Annotated in this window: 18 protein-coding genes and 1 tRNA gene; 15 read left to right on the top strand and 4 right to left on the bottom strand. The window is 70.5% G+C overall.

Translation table 11 applies throughout. The annotated features are described in order from the left end of the window. Positions 1 to 148: 148 nt before the first annotated feature. The gene (locus ACXJKD_RS09335; protein WP_457254235.1) at positions 149 to 2,089 is read right to left on the bottom strand and encodes a hypothetical protein; all 1,941 of its coding nucleotides are present in this window, start codon (positions 2,087 to 2,089) and stop codon (positions 149 to 151) included. Between the two features lie 225 nt (positions 2,090 to 2,314). On the opposite strand from ACXJKD_RS09335, the gene ACXJKD_RS09330 reads away from it, so the two are divergent. The 4 genes from ACXJKD_RS09330 to ACXJKD_RS09315 all read left to right on the top strand — a co-directional run bounded on the left by ACXJKD_RS09330 (position 2,315) and on the right by ACXJKD_RS09315 (position 5,273). Next, a complete protein-coding gene (locus ACXJKD_RS09330) occupies positions 2,315 to 2,797 on the top strand; it encodes a nitroreductase/quinone reductase family protein (protein WP_457254234.1) in 483 nt (160 codons plus the stop codon). A 94-nt stretch (positions 2,798 to 2,891) separates the two neighbouring features. Continuing rightward, on the top strand, positions 2,892 to 3,146 hold the full coding sequence (locus ACXJKD_RS09325; protein ID WP_056921920.1) for a DUF3303 domain-containing protein: 255 nt from the start codon (positions 2,892 to 2,894) through the stop codon (positions 3,144 to 3,146). A gap of 132 nt (positions 3,147 to 3,278) precedes the next feature. Next, positions 3,279 to 3,749: a hypothetical protein gene (locus tag ACXJKD_RS09320; RefSeq protein ID WP_457254233.1), complete on the top strand. Its 471-nt coding sequence runs from the start codon at positions 3,279 to 3,281 to the stop codon at positions 3,747 to 3,749. Between the two features lie 756 nt (positions 3,750 to 4,505). Then, entirely contained in the window at positions 4,506 to 5,273 is a 768-nt protein-coding gene (locus tag ACXJKD_RS09315) for a PIG-L deacetylase family protein (protein WP_457254232.1), read from the top strand. A 66-nt stretch (positions 5,274 to 5,339) separates the two neighbouring features. Here the strand turns inward: ACXJKD_RS09315 and ACXJKD_RS09310 are convergent, their stop codons facing one another. Then, complete coding sequence (locus tag ACXJKD_RS09310) at positions 5,340 to 6,329, bottom strand: universal stress protein (RefSeq protein ID WP_457254231.1); 990 nt, start codon at positions 6,327 to 6,329, stop codon at positions 5,340 to 5,342. 183 nt (positions 6,330 to 6,512) lie between these two features. On the opposite strand from ACXJKD_RS09310, the gene ACXJKD_RS09305 reads away from it, so the two are divergent. Together ACXJKD_RS09305 and ACXJKD_RS09300 are read left to right on the top strand one after the other, a co-directional pair. Next, a complete protein-coding gene (locus tag ACXJKD_RS09305; protein ID WP_457254230.1) occupies positions 6,513 to 7,169 on the top strand; it encodes a hypothetical protein in 657 nt (218 codons plus the stop codon). A gap of 158 nt (positions 7,170 to 7,327) precedes the next feature. Continuing rightward, positions 7,328 to 10,456: an Ig-like domain repeat protein gene (locus tag ACXJKD_RS09300; protein WP_457254229.1), complete on the top strand. Its 3,129-nt coding sequence runs from the start codon at positions 7,328 to 7,330 to the stop codon at positions 10,454 to 10,456. Between the two features lie 76 nt (positions 10,457 to 10,532). On the opposite strand, the gene ACXJKD_RS09295 is transcribed toward ACXJKD_RS09300, so the two are convergent. Beyond that, positions 10,533 to 10,606, bottom strand: a tRNA-Gly gene (locus ACXJKD_RS09295). Positions 10,607 to 10,721: 115 nt separating this feature from the next. Between ACXJKD_RS09295 and dcd the strand changes: the two genes are divergently transcribed. From dcd to ACXJKD_RS09275, 4 genes are all read left to right on the top strand, one after another. Further along, positions 10,722 to 11,297 carry a dCTP deaminase gene (gene dcd / locus ACXJKD_RS09290; RefSeq protein WP_457254228.1) on the top strand — a complete coding sequence of 192 codons (576 nt, stop codon included), beginning with the start codon at positions 10,722 to 10,724 and terminating at the stop codon, positions 11,295 to 11,297. 71 nt (positions 11,298 to 11,368) lie between these two features. Then, a complete protein-coding gene (locus ACXJKD_RS09285) occupies positions 11,369 to 12,319 on the top strand; it encodes an aldo/keto reductase (protein WP_457254227.1) in 951 nt (316 codons plus the stop codon). 89 nt (positions 12,320 to 12,408) lie between these two features. Then, positions 12,409 to 13,050: an alpha/beta hydrolase family protein gene (locus ACXJKD_RS09280; RefSeq protein ID WP_457254226.1), complete on the top strand. Its 642-nt coding sequence runs from the start codon at positions 12,409 to 12,411 to the stop codon at positions 13,048 to 13,050. Between the two features lie 54 nt (positions 13,051 to 13,104). Then, a complete protein-coding gene (locus ACXJKD_RS09275) occupies positions 13,105 to 13,686 on the top strand; it encodes a dienelactone hydrolase family protein (protein ID WP_457254224.1) in 582 nt (193 codons plus the stop codon). A gap of 31 nt (positions 13,687 to 13,717) precedes the next feature. On the opposite strand, the gene ACXJKD_RS09270 is transcribed toward ACXJKD_RS09275, so the two are convergent. Then, the gene (locus ACXJKD_RS09270) at positions 13,718 to 15,235 is read right to left on the bottom strand and encodes an aromatic amino acid ammonia-lyase (protein ID WP_457254223.1); all 1,518 of its coding nucleotides are present in this window, start codon (positions 15,233 to 15,235) and stop codon (positions 13,718 to 13,720) included. On the opposite strand from ACXJKD_RS09270, the gene ACXJKD_RS09265 reads away from it, so the two are divergent. The 5 genes from ACXJKD_RS09265 (at position 15,234) to ACXJKD_RS09245 (ending at position 21,463) form a co-directional block, all read left to right on the top strand. Further along, the gene (locus ACXJKD_RS09265; protein ID WP_457254222.1) at positions 15,234 to 16,352 is read left to right on the top strand and encodes an ATP-binding cassette domain-containing protein; all 1,119 of its coding nucleotides are present in this window, start codon (positions 15,234 to 15,236) and stop codon (positions 16,350 to 16,352) included. The genes ACXJKD_RS09270 and ACXJKD_RS09265 overlap by 2 nt on opposite strands. Beyond that, positions 16,349 to 16,996 carry an ABC transporter permease gene (locus ACXJKD_RS09260; protein ID WP_457254221.1) on the top strand — a complete coding sequence of 216 codons (648 nt, stop codon included), beginning with the start codon at positions 16,349 to 16,351 and terminating at the stop codon, positions 16,994 to 16,996. The genes ACXJKD_RS09265 and ACXJKD_RS09260 overlap by 4 nt, the downstream gene beginning before the upstream one ends. Beyond that, positions 16,993 to 17,784, top strand: coding sequence for an ABC transporter permease (locus ACXJKD_RS09255; protein ID WP_457254220.1), 792 nt, complete (start codon positions 16,993 to 16,995; stop codon positions 17,782 to 17,784). The genes ACXJKD_RS09260 and ACXJKD_RS09255 overlap by 4 nt, the downstream gene beginning before the upstream one ends. A gap of 20 nt (positions 17,785 to 17,804) precedes the next feature. Beyond that, positions 17,805 to 18,734: an ABC transporter substrate-binding protein gene (locus tag ACXJKD_RS09250; RefSeq protein ID WP_457254219.1), complete on the top strand. Its 930-nt coding sequence runs from the start codon at positions 17,805 to 17,807 to the stop codon at positions 18,732 to 18,734. A 296-nt stretch (positions 18,735 to 19,030) separates the two neighbouring features. After that, positions 19,031 to 21,463, top strand: a complete 2,433-nt coding sequence (locus ACXJKD_RS09245; RefSeq protein ID WP_457254218.1) for a LuxR C-terminal-related transcriptional regulator — start codon at positions 19,031 to 19,033, stop codon at positions 21,461 to 21,463. Positions 21,464 to 21,482 lie beyond the last annotated feature (19 nt).

The raw sequence follows: 21,482 nt of genomic DNA, 5'->3' as shown, positions 1-21,482 counted from the left end.
ACCTCAGTGAACTCGGTCGCCGTTGACCCTGACCCACAGCGACGGTTCCGCCTTGGGCCTTCGGCGGGTGACTTACGGTCGGGGACAGCCACGGCCAGTGGGGCTGAGCGATCAGTTCTCGGCACAGCCCCACTGGCGGTGACGCGCCTTACCGGCGGGCGAACATCGCGTCCTGGGCGTACCCGTCGTGTGCCAGCCCGGTGTAGGCGTCCGTCTGGGGCGAGACAGCCCACCGGTTCAGCCCGGTCCAGACCACGTTGACGTGGTTGTCGGAGCCGACCACGAGACCGGTGTAGTCACCGTCGAACACATTGCAGTCCTTGCCGGTTGCGTCCGCGACGGGCGGGTCGGTGTAACCGTCCGGGCCGCAGATCCGAGGCCATGCGCTCTGTGGCACGTACTGTCCTGACCAGTGCGTCACCGAGATGTCGACCTGCTCCGTGGGTTGCCGCCCGGCACCGTTGGGCATCAGCACCTCACGGCCAGCGATCACTGCGGGCCCGCCCGGGGAGGTCCGTGGCGCGACGGTCAGCAGCACGTGGTTGAAGGTGTCGTCGCGGTCCCCGCCGGGGTCGGCGATGTTCTCGTTGGAGTCGTAAGCCACCGCCAGGGATCCATCGGAGCGGAAGTCCGCCCACGGGAACCACTGGTCGCCCGCGGAGCCGTCGAGGGTGATCCGCGGTGTCCACGACGCCCCGCCGTTCCAGCTCTCGGCCAGGTAGATGTTCGTGTCGGTTACCGCACCGCACGGGTTGTAGTCCGGCGCCTCACCTGGGATGTCGTTCAGGCAGCTGGCGGGGGCGTTGTCGTGCACGCCGGCGGCGTTGTCGTTGTAGACGACAGCCCAGTGCTGCGCGTTGGTCGGGTCGGCCGTGATGTTGCCCGGTGACTGCCAGCGGATCTGGTGTCCTGTCACGGTCTGTCGCCCGATGACGCTCCATGGGGTGTCGGCCGCGCCGTCCTCGAGCGCTGCGATGACGACCGGCGCACTGAACGTGGCGCCGCCGTTGGTGGACTTCACCGCCAGCAACGTCTGCTCGTACTCGCCGGCTGTCTCCCACGCAGCGTCGATGTTTCCGTTGGCGAAGTGCACGACGAGGTCACCGTTGGTGGCCACCTCGGGGATCGGGAAGCTGTCCTCGTCGCATTCCCCGACCGGTCCCGCGCTCTGCGCGCTGCACAGCGGGTTCGTGCCGGAGATCTCCTTGGGGGTCGACCAGGTCCGGCCGCCGTCGTCGGAGTAGGCGAAGTACACCGCTGACTCGTCGTAAGAGCCCTGGAGCCCGTTGAGGTAGCGCGCTGCCACGACATAGGCGCGCCCGTAGAACGGCGAGCTCGGGTGGTTGTCGACGGTCAGCCACTCCTTGTCGAAGAACAGTGCGCTGTTGGCCGGGCCGATGCCGGTTCCCTTGCCCTTCATGACGGTCACTGGCTCGTTCCACGTGATGCCTCCGTCGGAGGACCAGCTCACCGAGACATCACCCTGCGACACGTAGGGGCCGCCCTGGCCGCCGGTGTTCTCCAGCTGCGCCATCATCGCCCAACCGGTCGTGGCCGTGCTGCCAGACAGCTTGCCGTTGAAGGCGGGCGAGGGATCGCCCGCTCCGTTCCCGCTACGCAGCGGGACCTGTCCGTCCACCCACGTCGCCCCCGCGTCCATCGACGTGAAGAACCCGGTCGGCACCAGCGCCTGCCTGACACCCGTCGAGTTGTTGAACCGGTAGAAGTAGTCGTTGGACCCCGCGAGCAGGTGCGTCGGCACCTTGGGGTTCACCGCGATCGCGAGCTCGTTGTCCGGGTTGAAGTCCTGACGGTAGGGCTCGGTGTCGTTGCACGAGATGTCCATCGCGCCAGCGGGCGTGCCGTACCCGGGCCCGGCGGCCACGGTGCAGCGGTATGCCTCGATGGCGACCTTGCTGAACTGGCCGCTACCGCCTGTGGTGCTACCTCCGTCACCCGGATCGAGCACGGGTCGGACGACCATGCGGAAGGTGGAGAACGGCCGGTCCCGCGCCTCCGCGGGGGCCACATTGACCAGGGCTACCGTCGCTACGACGGCGATACCGGCCACGAGAGTTCTGGACGTCATGACGCCTCCCAACGCGCACCCGGTCGGGCCTCCCATGCCGTCGGTGTACGGGTGCGCCCACCCGCCATGGTCGCCCTCAGGCAGGGTCGCCGCGTCCACCAAAAGGCGCAGGAAGCCTCAAACCGTCTGAGGTGCATGCAGTAACAGGCTTCCGTTGGTGCCCGCAACAATCCCGCACCCACGCCTGGCTTCGCTTGGCCCCTCTCGGGCGAGGATGCTTGGACCATGGCCTTGAAAGCGGATGACCATGGTCGCGGACCGCGGCTGCCGCCGACGTGGTTCATCCACCTGGCTTGGCGCATGCACCGCGGCATCTACCGGGTCTCGCGTGGCCGCGTCGGTCTGTGGCGCCCGAGGCGCAACCGTTGGGGCACACTGCGGCTCACGACCACGGGACGGCACTCGGGTGAGCCGCGAAGTGTGATCCTCGGGTACTTCGAAGACGGTCCGAACCTGGTCACGATGGCCATGAATGGCTGGGCCGACGGCGAGCCCGCGTGGTGGCTGAACCTTCAGGAGCAGCCGGTGGCAACCGTTTCCATTGCCGGCGGTGGGGGCACGGTGCGGGCGCATGCGGCCGAGGGGGAGGAGCGCACTCGGCTGTGGGCGCGATGGCGTGAGATCGACGCCCAGCTCGATGGGTATGCCGCGCTTCGCTCGACCGAGACGGCGGTCGTGGTCCTCGAGCTCGTCCCAGGGCCCGACTGACCACGCCACGCACTAGGCGCGTTGCCCGATGACACGGACCACCAGTCGGTCCACCATGGACAGCACCAATCAAGCGGCTGCCTGAGGAGGACCAGTGCTGTTCCACATCACGCAGGTTCACAGTCCTGAGCTCTGCCCTCGAGACGAGGGCGGCTCCAACTCGCTGTACGACGACAGCGTCGAAGGTGTCACGCTGATCGGTCGCTACGGCGCGAACGCCCAGCACACGCTCTTCCTGGTCGTCGAGGCCGACGACGTCAACGCCGTGCACAAGTTCCTCTGGCCCGGCTTCAAGCGCTGCACCAGCACGATCACCCCGGTGAGCGAGATCCCCGTTCCCAAGGACTGACCTCGGACTCGCACCAGGCGCCGGGCCCGATGCGGCAAGCACGCGGCATACCCAGTCGTTGGCGACCCTCAGGCCAAGGCAACACGGAGGGGGCCGGCCCGTAGGACCGGCCCCCTGTTGAGTTGGGTTGGTGTGAGCGGTCAGCTGGCCGCGATGGAGACCGAAGCGGTCGAGACACTGCCACCGAGGATGGGGCTCACCAAGGCGGACGAGCACGAGGGCCGGTTCGCCGTGACGTTCGGGATCGCCAACGGCGAGTTGCAGCTCGGCTGGTTGACGGTCAGGACCGCCGTGCCGAAGCCTGTCCTTGCGGTGATCTGCCAGGCGTCACCGAGGGTGCCGATCAGCAGGATGCTGCCCGACGGACGCTTCAGGGTCACGTTGCAGGTCGGCGACCCCAGCAGGACCGTGCCACCCGGCCAGTGCTGCGCGAAGTCGCTGTCCTTGACGCCGGTGATCGTGTTCGTCAGCGTCGTGGGGGAGCAGGCGGGCGGTGGTGTCGCCCCGCTGCAGATCAACGTGCCGGTCGCCGAGAAGCCCGTGATCGACTGCCCAGCCGGACAGGTCAGCCCAGCCAGCCCGGTGATGCCGGGCGCGCCCTGAGGTCCGACCGGTCCGGCAGGTCCCACAGGTCCGGCGGGTCCAGCAGGTCCGGCAGGTCCCGTCGCACCAATGGGGCCAACGGGTCCCGCAGGTCCGGTCGCGCCGACGGGTCCAGCGGGGCCCGCAGGTCCCCTTGCGCCGACGGGTCCGGCAGGTCCGGTAGGTCCGGCAGGGCCGGCGGGTCCGGGAGGCCCTTGGATGCCCGTCATGTTCCAGGAGATCGGCACCTCGGACTTGCGGCACTTCTGGCTGCCCTGAAGAAGCCGGAGCATCCCTTGGTTCTTCTGGTAGCAGGCCTTGATGACGCCCGAGGCGGCAACGTTGACAGCCGGGGGAGCCTTGGCGGCCACGGCTTGCGTGCCGGTCACGAGCAGGACAGCGGAACCGATTATCGCCAACGGAACTCGCCAGTTGGGTCGAGACATCGTGAGTCCTTCCTGTCAGAAGGGTGCGTAGGCTCCGGCCCTTTGCCGGATGCGTTGCGTCGCCCGTGTTGGACGCTACTCAGCCTCGAATAGGTCATCATCGGGCAAAAGCATGAGTACGGTGAACAACGGCCCCATTCATGGCTTTTCCCATCGCTATGCCCCTGCTCAGCCCGTTTTGCCGGAAGCCTGCGCCTCATACTCGTCAGTACGCGGCCTGTTGCCGTGGGCGGACCCGCCTTGGGCCGAGCTGCCGTCGGACAGATCGCTTGTGGCAGGCAGTCCCCGGTGTCAGCCTGATGCCATGGGGGCCGGTCGGACTCTGATGCTGGTGGTTGCACACCCTGACGACGACGCTTACGGGGTGGCCGGGTCCGTGGCGCTGCACGACGCCGACCCTCGGTTTCGCTACGTGCTGGTCCACGCGACCTTCGGGGAAGCCGGCGAGATCGCGCCGGGCTTCCCGGCCACCCAGGAGTCGCTGGGAGTCGTCCGGCGACGCGAGTGCGAGGCGGCTTGGCGGGCCCACGGCCGGGTCCCTGACCGCCACGAGTGGCTGGGGCTGCCCGATGGTCGCGTCGCTGAGGCGCCCGAGCAGGAGCTCGGGGCTGCGATCGCCCGGATCATGGCTGAGGAGCGGCCCGACGTCGTCGCGACCTTCGGCCCGGACGGCATCACGGGTCATCCGGACCACGTCGCGATCGGCGCGGCGACGGACGCTGCGTTCCATCGGCTTCGCGACGGCGACCGAGCCGGGCTGCGGCGCCTCGTGCACGGTGCCCTGCCGCAGTCAGTGTTCGAGCGGTGGAACGCCGCGCGGGTCCAGCGGGGGATGTGGGCCTTTGACCCGACCGCCGTCTACCACGTGCGCGGGGTCCCCGATGAGCAGATCGGGGTCGTCGTCGACACCAGCTCCGTCGCCGACCGGGTCGTCAGGGGGCTGGTGGAACACCGCAGTCAGCGGCACGTGATCGCCGGCGGGATCGACGGCACGGACCACTGGAGCCGGATGGTTGCGCGGGAGCACCTGGTCCTGGCGTGGCCACCCCGCGCCGCGGGCGATCCGGTGCTGACCGACCTCTTCGAAGGCCTCGACTGATCGGGCGTATGCCGCGCCCCTCACCATGGGGCACGGCATAGCGGGCACCGGCAGATCGCGGCCGGGTCAGACGGGTTCTCGCACGGGAAGCACAGGCAGGTGCAAGCCGTGGCGTTCCTTGGCCCCGCCGGGGCGTCCCGTGGCGTCATTGGTCTCAGGGTTATCCGGGTGGACCACCGCGACGGGGCAGTGCGCTGCCCGCAGGACCCCCTGCGACACCGATCCCTTGAGCCACCCCGACACCGTGCCGCGGCCTCGGGTGCCGACCACGAGCAAACAGGCGTTCTCGCTCAATCGTGCGAGCTCCTTGACGGGGTGACCCTGGGGGACGTGGCGTCGCACATCGACGTCGGGGTACTGATCTGCATACCCGGCCAGGGCTTCCGCGACGACGGAACGCTCCTCTTGTTCGAGCTGGGTCCAGTCGACCGACGACGTCATCGAGGCGGCCGCTCCTTCGTCACCTTCGACCTGCCAGGTGTGCACGGCGGTGAGGCCGGCCCTGCGGGAGGAGGCGAAGGCGAAGGCGAAGGCCAACGCCGCTTGCGACGTCTCGGAACCGTCCACGCCAACCACGATCCGTGTGTCGGTGAGGGTGTGAGAGGCGGCTTCTTTCACGACGATGACAGGAGCGTGGGCATGGGCACAGACCTGCGTTGAGACCGAGCCGAAGATCATGCCCTGGACTGCGCCAAGGCCGCGGGCCCCGACGACGACCAGCTCGGCGTCGATGGAGGCCTCGACCAGGATCGTGCCCGGAAGCCCGACGCCGATGACCGCTTGGACTGCCAGACCCGGGTGAGCGGCTCGGGCTCGGTCTGCGCAGGTGGCCGCGGCATGCTCGGCGACGTCCTTCAACGCCTCGTCCAGGTCGGCGATCCCTGCGCCGGCGGCTCCGCCGGCGCGCAGGGCGGGGTAGGGCGGCGGTGAGTAGGTATGAACGACCAGCAGGGGACGGCCGAGTCGCGCGGCCTCCGTGGCGGCCCAGTCGAGGGCCAGGTCGCTCGTGCCGGACATGTCGACGCCGACGATGACGGGGCGGGCGTTCGTCTTCATGGTGCACTCCTGATTCCCGGGGGCTTCACCTCCACCGTGCCCGGGCGGCCGATGCGGAGGAAGGGCCATAGGTCCCCGTGCCGTGACCGGGCGGGACCTAGTGCCCTGTGCCGCTGGGGGCGGGAGAAGGAGGCTGGCCGCACGCACGACGAGTGGCAGGACCGGACAGGTCAGGACGTCAACGTGAACACGCACAGGCCGGTGGCCCGCTTGCCAGGCTCCGCGGACCGGCTGCTCGGACGGTGGGTGAGGTGGACTGTCGCAGGGGAGCTGGTCGGCTTCGTCGCGCCCGCGGTACTCGGTGTGGTCAGCGCGGAATGGTCCTCCAGGGCGGCCATCCCGACGATGGTGGCGGCGGGAGCGGTGGAAGGTGTGATGCTCGGCGCTGCCCAGGCGCACGCACTGGCTCCATCCATTCCCGGGTTGCGCTCAGCACGGTTCGCGGGCCTGACGGCCCTCGCCGCTGCCCTCGCCTACGTGCTCGGCATGCTGCCGTCCACCCTGGGGGCGCGGCTGGTGGAGGCCCCACGCGTACCGGTCGTGCTGGCCGGCACAGTGGCCGGGGCAGTCCTGCTCGCGTCGATCGGCACCGCACAATGGCTGGAGCTCCGACGACACGTCGGCAAAGCCTGGACGTGGATCGCGACCACAGCGGCTGCTTGGCTCGCAGGTCTCGTTGCCTTCCTGCTCATCGCCACGCCGTTGTGGCACCCAGGACAGCGACCTGCTGTGGTCGTCCTGATCGGACTGGTCGCGGCGGGCGCGATGGCGACGACCGTCGCCCTGGTCACGGGTCTGGCCCTGCAACGACTTCTCACGCACCGACCTGGCACGCCCTGACCCAGGTTTGTTCCACCGTCGGCCGGTTCAGCTGCCGTTCAGGCCATCCAAGCTCACCCGTCCGGCCCCAACTTCATGAAAACTCAACGAGCGGCCCTGAGTGCTGCTCTACTCGGCGAGCCCGACTTCTGCTATTTGACCGAAAGTATCCACATTTCATGAACTCAGTTCATCGCCGCCTGCTAGCCGCCGGTGTCGCAGTCAGCACCATCACAGCCGCGGCCATCGTCGCAGCGACTCCGTCCTTCGCAGCCCCCATTGACACGGCCCAGACCTTCTTCGCCACCGGGAGCGTCCAGAACTGGACCGTCCCCGCAGGTATCACGGAGGTCTACGTCGACATCAGCGGCGCTCAGGGCGGGGCGGCATACGGCGGGGGCTGGGGCGGAGCCGAACTCACCGGCACGATCTCGGTGACCCCTGGCGAAACGCTTCACATCATCGCCGGCAGCATGGGCCGCAACGGCCTGGTGTACCAGGCCGGGGCCGGCGGCGGCGGTGGGTCATTCATCTACAGGACCGCGGACCAGGGCGGCATCCTTGCTGCGGCGGGCGGCGGCGGAGGCGCGGGATCGAACACGTTCCCCTCCGAGGCCAGCACCGGCACCTCCGGCACGCCCGGTCTCAACGGCGGCGGCGCGGGAGGCACTGGCGGTAATGGCGGCGGTGCCGGCACCGCTGGCGGTGGCGGCGGCCTGCTCTCCAACGGTGGGAGCTTCCAGGGCGGAGGCGGCCAGTCCGTCGCGAATGGCGCGGCCGGCGGCGCAGGCAGCGGCAGCCGTGGGGCCGGCGGCTTCGGCGGTGGCGGCGGGACGACTGGGTTCGCAGGCGCCGGCGGTGGTGGTTACAGCGGCGGCGGTGGCGGCCGGTACAACGGCAACAATGGCGGCGGTGGCGGTGGAGGCTCATTCTTCGCGGGCACGCTGACCGGTGCAGTCTCCGGCCATGGCGGCGACGGCTTCGTCACCTTGTCCTACCCCGCACACCTCACCGCGACCTCGCCCGCGTCCGGGATTCCCGGTAGTTCGGTGACCATCGACGGCACCGGGCTCGCGGGAGCGACCGTGACCATCGGTGGATATGCCGCGTCGGTGACGTCCTCGAGCGACACGCAGGTCGTGGCCACTGTTCCCGCGCCGACGACACCCCCCTCCGGAAAGCAACCGGTCAGCGTGACCACAGCAGGCGGAGTCACCCTCCCCGCGGTCGGAGCGTTCACCTACCAGACAGTCGCGCCGCAGTTCACCGCGGCAGCGGCACCCACCACCGGCGCGGTCGGGGCCGCCTATTCGTACGCGTTCGCCGCGTCCGGATACCCCAACCCCTCCTTCGCCCTGGCCTCCGGCGTCCTTCCGGCAGGGCTCACCCTGACCAGCGCCGGAGTGCTCTCCGGCACCCCCACCAGCGCCGGAGCCTCCACCTTCACGGTCAGCGCGAGCAACGGGGCCTCCCCCGATGCGACCAGTAGCCAGACGATCGCCGTCGGCCAGGGCGCGCAGGCCATCACGTTCACCACYGCGGCSCCSAGCGCTGCSGTGCCGGGCGACACCTACCCGGTCGCGGCCACCGGCGGCGGATCGGCCAACGAGGTGACCTTCTCCATCGATGCCGTCAGCACCTCCACGTGTTCGATCAGCGGTTCGACCGTCACYTTCGACCACGTCGGCACCTGCGTCGTGGACGCCGACCAGGGCGGCAACGCCGACTACCTGTCCGCTCCTCAGGCACAGCAGACGRTCGCSGTCGGCCAGGGCGCGCAGGCCATCACCTTTGCCCCGCTCACCTCTCCGGCGACCGTGGGGGGCACGCAGAGCCTCACCGCCACGGGGGGCGCGTCGGGCCGCCCGGTCACCTTCGCGGTCGCACCGTCCACGACCGGCTCGGCCTGCTCGATCGTCGGGACGACCCTGTCGTTCGACCAGGCGGGCAGCTGCGTCGTCGTCGCTGACCAGAGTGGCAATGCCGACTACGCCGCCGCTCCGGAAGTGAGCCAGACCGTGACCGTCGCGCTCGCGCCGACCTCGCTCTCTGTCGCCCTCAGCCCGCCCGTGGCGGTCTTCGGCCAGACCGCAACCGCAACGGCAACTGTGGGCGGAGGCCAGGCTGGGAGCATCCAGTTCTCCGTCGACGGCACCAACCTCGGCGCACCCGTCACCGTGAACAACGGCCGGGCCACCAGCCCCGCGCTGGGGATCCTCACGCCCGGCGCACACCAGGTCGGGGCGGTCTTCGAGCCGCTCGCGGCCACGAAGTACGCACCTTCCAGCGCTACGCCTCAGACCCTGGTCGTCGACCAGGCTGCGACGCGACCGACCATCACCGTGCGAGCCGGCAGCATCACGGCCAGCATCGCCCCGGTAGCTCCCGGCTCGGGTACCCCGAGCGGCACCGTCAGGTTCACCGTCGATGGCATGCCGATCGGGACTGCGACGCTCGCCGCAGGAGTCGCAACGCTGAGCTACTCACTCCCCACCGACAAGGCTGACGAGGTTGCCGTCCAGTACCAGGGCGACTCCCGCTTCCTTGCCTCGTCGGCCACCACGACCCGTCGCAGCCCGGGGATCACGGCGACGCTCACCAGCGCTCAGCCCAAGAGCAAGAGCGGTTGGTACCGCAGTGCGGTCACGGTGAGCTTCACCTGCACCCCGAACGGCGCCGCACTGGTCTCCAGTTGCCCGCAACCGGTCACGCTCAGCAGGAACGGCGCGGCGCAGTCGGTCTCTCGCACCATCACTGCTGTCGACGGTGGCGCAGCGACCGTTTCGGTCACCGGCATCAACCTCGACCAGACGCGCCCGACGGTGGCGGTCACGGGAGTCTCGACCCAGACGCCGTACTTTGCAGCCGCGCCGGTCGGAAGATGCACCGCTCGCGACGGACTCTCGGGCATTGGGTCGTGCACCATCAGCTGGCGCGTCAGCGGCGGCACGGCGGTCTACACCGCGACCGCGATGGACAAGGCTGGCAACGTCTCGACGACCCGGCTCACGGCGAAGGTGAGCAGCTTCGTGATCCAGGGCGCGACCTTCAGCAATGGCATGTACCGGGTCAAGGCGGGTCACACCTACACGATGCTGGCCGCCGCGACGAGTCAGCCGCGGTATGTCGACGCGATGCCGTACCCCCGGGCGCCGCGCGGTTTGGACAACAAGTTCGTCAAGACCGGCCCGAACCGCTGGGCACTCGGCGTGACCTTCAGCAGCGCGATGCTGAAGCAGCGTTACTGGAACATCGGTATGCAGGTCGGCGGCCGGACCCAGGTGCTGAAGGTCGAGGTCGTCCGCTAGGCAAGGTCGGAGCGCCTCGGCAACTGACCAACAGGAAGAGGACCCCGACAGAACAGTCTGTCGGGGTCCTCTCCTGTGGAGCCGGTGACGAGAATCGAACTCGCGTGTCCAGCTTGGGAAGCTGGCGCTCTACCATTGAGCTACACCGGCGCACCCCACTGAGGCGGAGCGAACACCGCCCACGGGGCGGTGCGGCAGGAAGTCTAACCGAACGCGCGCACGAGACTGACGGCCCCCGGCATACCCCTCGCGTTAGTCTCTCACCGTGCTGCTGAGCGACCGCGACATCAAGGCCGAGATCGACAACGGACGAGTCGTCCTCGACCCCTGGGACCCGGAGATGGTCCAGCCGTCGAGCATCGACGTGCGCCTGGACCGCTACTTCCGGTTGTTCGACAACCACAAGTACCCCTTCATCGACCCCGCTGAGGACCAGCCCGACCTCACCCGGCTGGTCGAGGTCGACAAGGGGGAGCCGTTCATCCTGCACCCCGGCGAGTTCGTGCTCGGGTCGATCTACGAGACGGTCACGCTCCCCGATGACGTCGCGGCTCGCGTCGAGGGCAAGTCGAGCCTCGGCCGCCTCGGCCTGCTCACCCACGCGACCGCCGGCTTCGTGGACCCCGGCTTCACCGGCCACGTCACCCTCGAGCTCAGCAACGTCGCCACCCTGCCGATCAAGCTGTGGCCGGGCATGAAGATCGGCCAGCTCTGCTTCTTCCGCCTGAGCTCGCCCGTCGAGAACCCTTACGGCTCGGCCAAGTACGGCTCGCACTACCAGGGCCAGCGCGGCCCGACCGCGAGCCGTTCGTTCAAGAACTTCCACACCACCGAGGTCTGACCGCAGCCGAGGTATGCCGCGGGCGCACCCCGGCGCGTGCGTCCCGGACGGTGGGGGACCAGAGTGGAGGCATGAGCCACGACCTGGGAATCGCCCTCGGCGCCATGGAGTTCGGCACCCGCATCGACGAGCCGACCTCCTTCGCCCTGCTCGACCAGTACGTCGACGGCGGTGGGATGTGGATCGACACGGCCGACTGCTACGCGTTCTGGCTCAGCGACACCGGCGCCGGCGGTGACAGCGAGGCCCTGATCGGTCGCTGGCTCGCCCAGCGCCCGGGCCTGCGTGACCGCGTGAAGATCGCCACCAAGGCCGGTTGCGAGCCCGTCACCCCCGGTGTCTTCCCCGGCCCCACGACCGGCCTGGCCAAGGCGGCGATCGACCGGCAGTTCGAGGCGTCACTCGAGCGCCTCGGCCTCGACCGCGTCGACCTGTTCTTCGCCCACCGCGACGACCGCGACGTGCCGGCCGAGGAGGTCGCCGAGACCCTCGGCGCCCACGCGGCGGCCGGCCGGATCGACCGCATCGGCCTGTCCAACTGGCCCGTCTGGCGGGCCGAACGCGCCCGCTCCCACGCCGAGGCGCAAGGGCTCCCGGCCGCCGACACCCTCCAGCTCCGCTACTCCTACCTCCAGCCCCGACCGATGGTGCGCGACCACAGCCACGACCACCGGATGGGCTGGATTACCGACGAGACGATCGACTACCTCGAGGCCAACGCCCAGTGGGAGGCCTGGGCCTACAGCCCGCTGATGCAGGGGTCCTACGACCGCGACGACCGCGAGCCGGAGGAGGCGTTCGACCACCTCGGCAGCGACCGGCGCAAGGCCGCGATCGCGGCCGTGGCGCAGGAGCTGGGCGTCACCAAGAGCTCGGTGGTGCTCGCCTGGATGATCGGCGGCAGCCCGGCGATCCGCCCCATCGTCGCCACCAGCCGACCCGCCCAGCTCGCCGAGGCCCTCGACGCCGCGCGGCTCACCCTCACCGCCGACCAGCGCAAGGCGCTCGACGACGCCTGGTGACCGTGGCGCCGGCCCAGGGCGCCGTGGCATCCAGCAGGGCCACCGCTCCGAACGACTGACACAGCTCGCGAAACCTGAAGGAGGCCCCGGTGTCCGCACCCCGACTGCTCTGGCCGGCGGAGGTCGACCAGCCGCGTGCCGTGGTGCTCGTCCTCCACGGTGGCAAGTCGCGCAGCCGCCGACCCGTGCGGCCCTGGCAGGGAGCCGTGCTGCGTATGGCGCCGTTCGCGAAGGTCATCGCGGAGGCCGGCGCCGGCTCCATCGCCGTGGCGTCACTCCGGTATGCGGTGCGCGGCTGGAACGGTGCCGAGCAGAGCCCCCTGGCCGACACCCGCCTGGCCCTGGAGCAGATCGAGGCGAAGTACCCCGGCGTGCCGATCGGGCTGCTCGGCCACTCGATGGGCGGCCGCGTCGCACTCCACCTCGCCGACGACGAGCGGATCCACGCCATTGCCGCGCTCGCCCCGTGGGTCGAGCCCAGGGACCAGCCGCGCTCCCACCCGGGCCTCCACGTCCTCTTCATGCACGGCACCCTCGACCGCATGACCTCCCCACGCGCGTCGCGGGCGATGGCCACGGCGATGGCCGAGCTCGGGGCCGAGGTCAGCTACGAGTCCGTCAAGGGCGAGAGCCACGCCATGCTCCGCCAGGCCCCGCGCTGGCACCGCGAAGCCGCTGCCTTCCTCGTCGGCCACCTGCTCGACCAGCCCTGTCGGACCCTCACGCCATAGTGTCGGGAAGGGCTCAGCTGGGGCCCACCGACGAGACGTGACAGGGGAGACGACATGGCCGAGGTAGTGCTGTTCCACCACGCCCAGGGGCTGACCACGGGGATCACCGACTTCGCAGAGACCCTCCGCGACGCCGGCCACACGGTGCACACCCCCGACCTCTACGACGGCCAGACCTTCGAGACCCTCGACGAGGGCCTCGCCTACCTGAAGCAGGTCGGCTTCGCCACCATCCTCGAGCGCGGCAAGACCGCGGGCGAGGCGCTGCCTGCCGAGGTCGTCTGGGCCGGCTTCTCGCTCGGCGTGATGCCCGCCCAGCTGCTGGCCCAGACCCGTCCGGGTGCCCAGGGCGCGCTGCTCATGGAGTCGTGCGTGCCACCGTCGGAGTTCAGTGACGACGGCTGGCCCGACGAGGTGCCGGTGCAGGTGCACGGCATGGACGAGGACCCGTTCTTCGCGGGCGAGGGTGACCTCGACGCCGCCCGCGCGCTGGTCGAGGAGGCCGCCGACGGTGAGCTCTTCGTCTACCCCGGCAGGGCGCACCTCTTCGCCGACAACAGCATCTCCAGCTACGACGCCGAGCAGGCCGCGGTCCTCACCGACCGGGTCCTCGAGTTCCTCGACCGCGTGACCTGACGGGTCCTGACTGCGGGTCGCGCGGAGGCGCCTAGCGCTCCTCGGGCGTCGACACGGCATACCGCTCGACGATGTGCTCGGCGATCTCGAGCTCGGGTGACAGGTCGCGGTCCTCGATGCCTGCGGGGAGCGCCTCGCACCGCCCGAACGCCTCGCCCAGCTCACCCACCGGCACGACGCCGCGCATCCTCAACGCCCGCACCGTGCACACGAGCTCGACGGCCAGCATCCGTCGGTAGGCGGCGGTCGCCTCCCCGAGCCGCAACGCCGCCTGCCCGGCGAACGACGCGTCGTCCTCGATCCCGGCCGACACCCCGGCCGTCTGCACGCTCGACGGCGTCGACGCCACGCCTCGGATCGTGGACAGCGCCGAGGCGGCCACGTACTCCGCGATGAGCACCCCCGACGACCCCATCGTCGAGTCCGACAGGAAGAGCGGTAGCCCGCTGTCGGAGTCGGTCAGCGTGTGGCTGATCCGGGACTGCACCGCCTGCGCCGAACGCGTCAGGGCCAACAACGTCGTGTCCACCGCCAACACCAGGTATGCCGCGTGGAACCCGCCGTGGTGCGTCACCTCGGGCGCGCCGTCGGTGCCGGTGAAGAGCGGGTTCTCCGAGGCCGTGTTGGCCGCGGTCTCGACGACGCTCTTGAGGTCGAGGACGGTGTCGAGGACGGGACCATGCACCTGCGGCCAGGTGCGCAGCCCGAAGAAGTCCTGGAGGTGGGCCGGCTCGCCGGGCTGGCCGTCGAGCAGCTCGCGCAGCACTCGGATCACCTCCTGGGCGCCGCGGAAGGGAGTCGCGGCGGCGGCCGTCTCACTCACCGCCTCTGGATTGCCTTGCAGTGCAACGAAACTCAGTGCACAGACGGTGTCGGCGGCGCGCGCCAGCTCGTGCAGCGACGCGGCGTGCAGCGCGGTCTCCGCGATCGCGAACGCGTTGGACGACATGAGCGGGAGGGCGTCGGCCGAGGTCAGCTGCACGACGGAACGCTTGGCGCCGCCGGCCCGCTCACGCTCGCCGATGAGCGCCAGGCCGACCTCCGCGAGCGCGGTGAGGTCACCGGTGCCGAGCGACCCGTAGCGGTGCACCACGGGCAGGTCGCCCTCCGGCGCACCGACGAGGTCAGCGAGCGCCTGCGCGAGCGCGGGGTTCGCGCCCGATCCCCCGGCGAGGATCTGGTTGGCCCGCACCGCCAACGCGGCCCGCACGACGGACGGCGACATCGCCTCACCCCACCCGGCAGCGTGCGAGCGCAGCAGCCGCAGACCGTGGTCGACCTTGGAGTCGGTGCTCTCGTCGCGGGCCGCCCCGACTCCGGTCGTGCGGCCGTAGACCGGGCGGATCCTGCTGACCTCAGCGGCATTGCGGTGCGAGGTCCGGGCCACCGCCATGGCCGCCGGGTCGATGGTCACGGGCGCTCCGCGAGCCGCCCGCTCCAGCGCGTCGAGGTCGAGGCTGTGGCCGTCGAGGTGCACCGGTTGCGTCACGTCGCCAAGTATCGCCTGCCGGTGTCGCTTGTCGGTGTGCTGGGTTAGGTTGATCCGCATGATCGCCTTCGACGGTGTCACCAAGAAGTATCCGGACGGCACCGTGGCTGTCGACGACCTGAGCTTCGAGGCCCCCAGTGGCAAGATCACCGTGCTGGTCGGCCCGTCCGGCTGTGGCAAGACGACGTCCCTGCGCATGATCAACCGGATGATCCAGCCGTCCTCGGGCACCATCACGCTCGACGGCAAGGACACCGGGCGGATGAAGGAGTCCGAGCTGCGCCGCGGCATCGGCTACGTCATCCAGCACGCTGGCCTCTTCCCCCACCGCACGGTCCTCGACAACGTCTCGACCGTCCCGCGCCTGCTGGGCATGGACAAGACCGAGACCCGCAAGCGCTCGATGGAGCTGCTCGAGCGGGTCGGGCTCGACCCGGCCTTCGCCAAGCGCTACCCCGCCCAGCTCTCCGGCGGCCAGCAGCAGCGCGTCGGGGTGGCCCGCGCGCTCGCGGCCGACCCGCCGGTGATGCTCATGGACGAGCCGTTCAGCGCCGTCGACCCGGTGGTCCGCGAGCAGCTCCAGGACGAGTTCCTGCGCCTGCAGGGCGATCTCGGCAAGACGATCATCTTCGTCACCCACGACATCGACGAGGCCATCAAGCTGGGCGACCAGGTGGCCGTGCTCAAGGTCGGCGGCCACCTCGCCCAGATCGCCGCACCGGCCTACCTGCTCTCGCACCCGGTCGACGACTTCGTCGCAGACTTCGTCGGGCGCGACCGTGGCTACCGCGCGCTGTCGTTCCAGCAGACTCCTCGGCTCCCGCTCGCGTCCGAGCGCACCGTCTCCATGGGGGAGCGGATCGACGCCATCGACGCCGACTGGGTGCTCGTGGTCGACGACGACAACCACCCGCTGGGGTGGGTCGAGCCGGCTCGCCTGAAGGGCGAGGTGCGCAGCGAGACCCTCCACCGTGGCGGCACCGTCGCGCGGGCGAGCGGGCCGCTGCGCGCCGCGCTCGACGCCGCGCTGTCGAGCCCGAGCAGGCGAGGGGTGATCGTCGACGACACCGGGGCGCTGGTCGGCACGGTCAAGGCCCACGAGGTGCTCACCGCCATCGAGGAGACCAGCCGCCCAGAGCTGGCGAACCCAGACAACCCCGGGGCGCCGGCGGCATGACCTGGTTCCTCGACCACGTCCCCGAGGTCCTGCGACTGGCATGGACCCACGCCTACCTCGCGGGCATCCCGTTGGTGGTCGGGTTGCTGCTCGCGCTCCCGCTCGGCTGGCTGGCGCGGCGCTACTCGTGGCTCTATGCCCCGTTCACGGCCGGGTTCGGGCTGCTCTACACAATCCCCAGCCTCGCGCTGTTCGTCATGCTCCCGCTCTTCACCGGCTACGGCATCCTCAGCCCGGTCAACGTCGTGATCGCGTTGTCCCTCTACACCCTCGCCCTCCTGGTGCGCACCGTCGCCGACGGCCTGGGCGCTGTCCCCGACCACGTCCAGAACGCCGCGACCGCGATGGGCTACACCCGGGGCAAGCGGTTCTTCGCGATCGAGCTCCCGCTCGCCGTCCCCGTGATCGCGGCGGGGCTGCGGGTCGCCGCGGTGAGCAATGTCAGCATCGTCAGCGTCGGCACGATCATCGGGGTCCAGCAGCTCGGGCTGCTCTTCAGTGACGGGTTCAACCGCGACTTCTACGACCCGCTGGTCGTCGGCATCATCGGCTGCGTCGTGCTCGCCCTGCTCTTCGACGGCATCATCATCCTCCTGGCGCGACTGCTCACGCCGTGGCAGCGGGCGACGGGAGGCCGCGCATGAACGGCGTCATCACCTGGCTCACCGACCCGCTCAACTGGTCGGGTCCCGACGGCATCCCGGGCCAGACCCTCACCCACCTCTGGTACTCCGCGATCTCCCTGTTCTTTGCCAGCCTCATCGCCATCCCGGTGGGACTGGCGATCGGCCACACCGGTCGCGGCCGGTTCTTCGTCGTCAACCTCGCCGGCGCCGCCCGCGCGATCCCGAGCCTGGGTCTGCTCTACCTCATGGTCTTGTGGCTGTTCCCCAAGCTCAAGGGCGACTCGGCGTTCCTCGTGCCCAGCCTCATCGTCCTCATCGTGCTGGCGATCCCGCCCCTCATGGCGGGGGCCTACGCCGGGGTCGAGGGGGTCGACCCGGCGGCGCGCGACGCGGCCAAGGGCATGGGCATGACCGGCATGCAGGTCCTCGGCAAGGTCGAGGTCCCCAACGCCCTGCCGCTGATCCTCTCCGGGTTCCGCTCGGCCACCCTCCAGGTGATCGCCACCGCCACCCTGGCCGCCGTGGCCGGCACCGGCGGGCTGGGGCGGTTCCTCATCGACGGCCAGAAGATCCGCGACTACCCCCAGATGGCCGGCGGCGCCTTGCTCGTCGCCGTCCTGGCCCTGGTGGTCGACTTGCTGCTCGCGGTGGTGCAGCGCTACGTCGTCTCGCCCGGGCTGACGGGTCGCGGCGCGGGACCCGCGCGCGGCTCGCTGCGGCGGTCACCGAACCGTAACCAAGGTAATACCCCCCTCGATGTAGACATTCCGTCGTCGCCACGTACGGTGGATGCTCAAACCCCTTGAACAACGGCAGGAGCGGGACCGTGAAGCTCACCAAGATCACCCTGACCATCGCCACGGCGGCGGCCCTCATGGCCACCGCGGCGTGCGGCAACTCCGGTGGCGACCCGCTTGCCACCACCTCCAGCTCGAGCTCGGGCGGCGCTGCCAGCAGCACCATCAAGGTCGGCTCGGCCGACTTCCCCGAGAGCGCGCTGCTCGCCGAGATCTACGCCGGGGCCCTCGAGGCCAAGGGCGTCAAGGTCGAGAAGAAGCTCAACATCGGCGCCCGCGAGGCCTACATCCCCGCGCTCCAGGACGGGTCGATCGACCTCATCCCCGAGTACACCGGCGTGCTTCGTGACTACTTCAAGAAGGGCCAGACCGGCACCGACGCCGAGGCCGTCTACACCGAGCTCAAGGCCTCCGTCCCGGCCACGCTCACCGTGCTCGACAAGTCGGCGGCCGAGGACAAGGACGCCCTCGTCATGAAGAAGTCGCGCGCTGACGAGCTGGGTGTGAAGTCGATCGCCGACCTCGCCGGCAAGGCCGACAAGCTCACCGTCGGTGGACCGCCGGAGTGGAAGACCCGCGACACCGGCATCCCCGGGTTCAAGAAGATCTACGGCCTAACGTTCAAGGCGTTCCGCCCGCTCGATGCCGGCGGCCCGCTCACGCTGGCTGCCCTGAAGAACGGCCAGATCGACGCCGGTGACCTGTTCACCACCGACCCGAGCATCGCGGCGAACGGCCTCGTCGCGCTCGAGGACCCGAAGAGCATGTATGCCGCGCAGAACGTCGTGCCGCTCATCACCAAGAGCAAGAGCAACCCGACCATCGAGGGTGCCCTCAACGCCGTCTCGGGCAAGCTCGACACGGCCACCCTGTCCGACCTGCTCAAGCAGGTCGTCGTCGACAAGAAGGACCCCGACACCGTGGCCAAGGACTTCCTGACCAAGGCCGGCCTCGCCTGACCCAGCAGGGTCAGGCCCAGCAGGGCCTGACCAGTCCGACCTGACCGATCGATCCCGATCCTCCCCGGAGACGGATGAAGGCCGGGTGCGGTGTCCCCCCGGACCCGCACCCGGCCTTTCGGCATGACCCCCCGGTCTGCCAATCCCCGTTCCGCAATCTCGGGAAGCGCCCCTCCGCGCCTCACGTGACCTCGGACCCAGTGATCTCCGTTGCCACCAGAGTGGCGGAGTGGGGCCTGGGCAGGCATCGGTGAAACCACCGATATTCCCCCTGACGTACGGGATAGCCTGTCGGGGTGCTGACTCCGTGCGTGGGTCGTGATGACGTCCTCGAACGCCTTCGGCTCCTGCTCAGCAGCAACCGGTGGGTGACGCTGACCGGCGCCCCGGGGTGCGGGAAGACGCTGGTCGCCCGGCACACCGTCAGCGGTGAAGGTGCCGTCGCCTGGGTCACCGGGCACCAGCACGCGCACGTCGACTCGCTCGTCACCGCCTGCCTCGACGCGCTCGACGCCGAGGTCGCCCCGGGTGACTCGCCCACGCTGGCCCTCAAGCGGGCGCTCGACGGACGCACGACCCTGGTCGTGCTCGACGGCGTGGACGCCATCGAAGGGCTCGGCGAGCTGCTCAACGACCTCATCGAGGACGCCGAGGACTGGCGCCTCCTGTGCACGGCGACCACCGTCTCGGGGCGACCGCACGAGCAGGTGCTCCGGCTGTCCCCGCTCCCCGTGCCCTCGGCCCGCCAACCCCTGGAGGGGCCGGCCATCGAGCTGCTGCTCGCCCGGGTCGCGGCCGCGGGCGGTCACTCGGTCGACCTCGACCAGCACGACCGCATCCTGCGCGGACTCCTGCGCGCCAGCGGTGGGCTGCCCTCGCTCATCGAACAGCTGGCCGTCCAGATCGCGCTCGTCGGGGTCAGCGACGTCTCGCCGACCAACACCCTCGCCGACGCCGTCCGCGCGTCCTACGACCTGCTCGACCCGGCGCAGCAGGAGTGCTTCCGCCGGCTGGCCGTCATCGGTCGCCCGGTCGGTCTCGACGTGTTGGCCGACGTGTGCGGCGTCGGGCGCCCGCAGGCGGTCCAGCTCGCGGCCGCCCTGGCCCGCCGCAGCCTGGTCGAGGTGCAGCCCGACGGACGGTTCGACCTGCTGCCCCCGATGCGCGAGGCCGGACGACGGCTCGCCCGCGAGACCGACGACGCGGCGAGGGCCCTCGACGGGTTGCTCACCTGGGCCGACCGCGTGGTGCCCAAGGCGGTGAACGCAGGGTCGGCCGACGAGCCGTTCCTCAGCCAGCTCGCCCTCGTCGACTCCACGGTCCGCCAGGCCTGCGCCGTCGACGCGACCAGACCGCGCGGCTACGCCATCGCCAACCGGGCCTTCCCTTCGCTGTCCGCCGCGATGCGGCCCCGCGAGGCGCTCGACATGATGGAGGCCGCGCTCGCCAGCGGAGACGGTCCGCCGATCATCGGTTCGCAGCTCGCCCGCCGGGCCGGTATCTGCGCCTCAGAGGTGCGTGGCACCTACGAAGGGCTTCGCCTCCTCGATCGCGCCGAGGAGCACGCCTCCGCCCTCGACAGCGCGACGCGCGACCTCGAGCTGGCCCGCAACGCCGCGATCCGCGCCGAGATGCACCTCGACGCGGGCGACCTCCTCTCGGCCCGCCGCGATGCCGAGCGCACCCTCGACCTCGGGGGCGGCGACCCCTACGTCATCCGCCAGGTGCGACGCACCCTGATGGACGTCTGCGTCTCGGCCGGTGACTTCGCCGAAGCCGAGGAGCTCGCCACCCTCATCGTCGACTCGCCCCCGGCCGACGAGCTCTGGATCGCGCTGTCGGCTCGCACCCTCCAGGCCAAGATCGCCTGGGAGCAGGGCCGCCTCGTCGAGGCCGCCTCGCTGGCGACCTTCGCCCGCACCCAGGCCGAGGAGATCCGCGAGGACCGCATCGCCCTGCTGGCCGACACGGTGCACCGCATGGTCGCCGGTGGACCGGGGCTCAAGGTCGACACCGAGACCCTGCCGTGGGCGGTGCGCCTCGTCGTCCAGCTCCAGGACGCGCGCCAGCTGCTGGCGGAGGGCGACGCCACCCGCGCCGCCGGTCGCGCCGCTGACATCGTCGTGCTCGCCGACAGCAGCAAGCTCGGCCGCGACGCCGTCGAGGCCAGGCTGCTGGTCGCCGATGCCCTCATGGCGCTCGGCGAGCCCGCCCAGGCACGACCCTCCTACCTCTCGGTGCTGCGCCGGTCCGTCGAGGTGCCCCTTCCGTTGCGCGCCGCCGACGCCCTCGACGGGTTGGCGGCGATCGCCGCGGAGTCGGGCACGGCGGCATACCGGTCCATCGCGGGCGCCGCGGAGGCACTGCGCGCGAGTCGCCGCGCGGTCGGGCGTGGGCGCCCGGGGGTGCCGTATGCCGCGGGGTCGCCGAAGGACTGCCCGGCAGGCTGGGTGTCGGCCGGCCAGCTCACCAGCACCGGGGTGGCGGCGGTGACCGGCCTGGTCGGCAGCCAGGACTCGGCCGAGCTGGCGCCGACCCCCTTGCGGGTGCTGACCCGGGCCGAGCGCGCCGTCGCCGAGCTGGTCGCCGAAGGGCTGACCAGCCGCCAGATCGCCGAGCAGCTGTTCGTGTCGCCGCGCACGGTCGACGCCCACCTGAGCCACATCTTCCGCAAGCTGGAGATCGCGTCGCGCGCCAAGCTCGCCGCGCTGATGGTCGAGATCGCCTGAGCGACAACCAGTGGGGGCG

This window comes from Pedococcus sp. P5_B7, from assembly GCF_054049895.1.
This window is presented reverse-complemented; position numbering and strand designations above follow the sequence as displayed.

Coding starts and splice junctions, on each gene's coding strand:
- ACXJKD_RS09335 (WP_457254235.1), bottom strand. CDS start 2,089: ATGACGTCCAGAACTCTCGTGGCCGGTATCGCCGTCGTAGCGACGGTA.
- ACXJKD_RS09330 (WP_457254234.1), top strand. CDS start 2,315: ATGGCCTTGAAAGCGGATGACCATGGTCGCGGACCGCGGCTGCCGCCG.
- ACXJKD_RS09310 (WP_457254231.1), bottom strand. CDS start 6,329: ATGAAGACGAACGCCCGCCCCGTCATCGTCGGCGTCGACATGTCCGGC.
- ACXJKD_RS09285 (WP_457254227.1), top strand. CDS start 11,369: ATGAGCCACGACCTGGGAATCGCCCTCGGCGCCATGGAGTTCGGCACC.
- ACXJKD_RS09275 (WP_457254224.1), top strand. CDS start 13,105: ATGGCCGAGGTAGTGCTGTTCCACCACGCCCAGGGGCTGACCACGGGG.
- ACXJKD_RS09265 (WP_457254222.1), top strand. CDS start 15,234: ATGATCGCCTTCGACGGTGTCACCAAGAAGTATCCGGACGGCACCGTG.
- ACXJKD_RS09270 (WP_457254223.1), bottom strand. CDS start 15,235: ATGCGGATCAACCTAACCCAGCACACCGACAAGCGACACCGGCAGGCG.
- ACXJKD_RS09260 (WP_457254221.1), top strand. CDS start 16,349: ATGACCTGGTTCCTCGACCACGTCCCCGAGGTCCTGCGACTGGCATGG.
- ACXJKD_RS09255 (WP_457254220.1), top strand. CDS start 16,993: ATGAACGGCGTCATCACCTGGCTCACCGACCCGCTCAACTGGTCGGGT.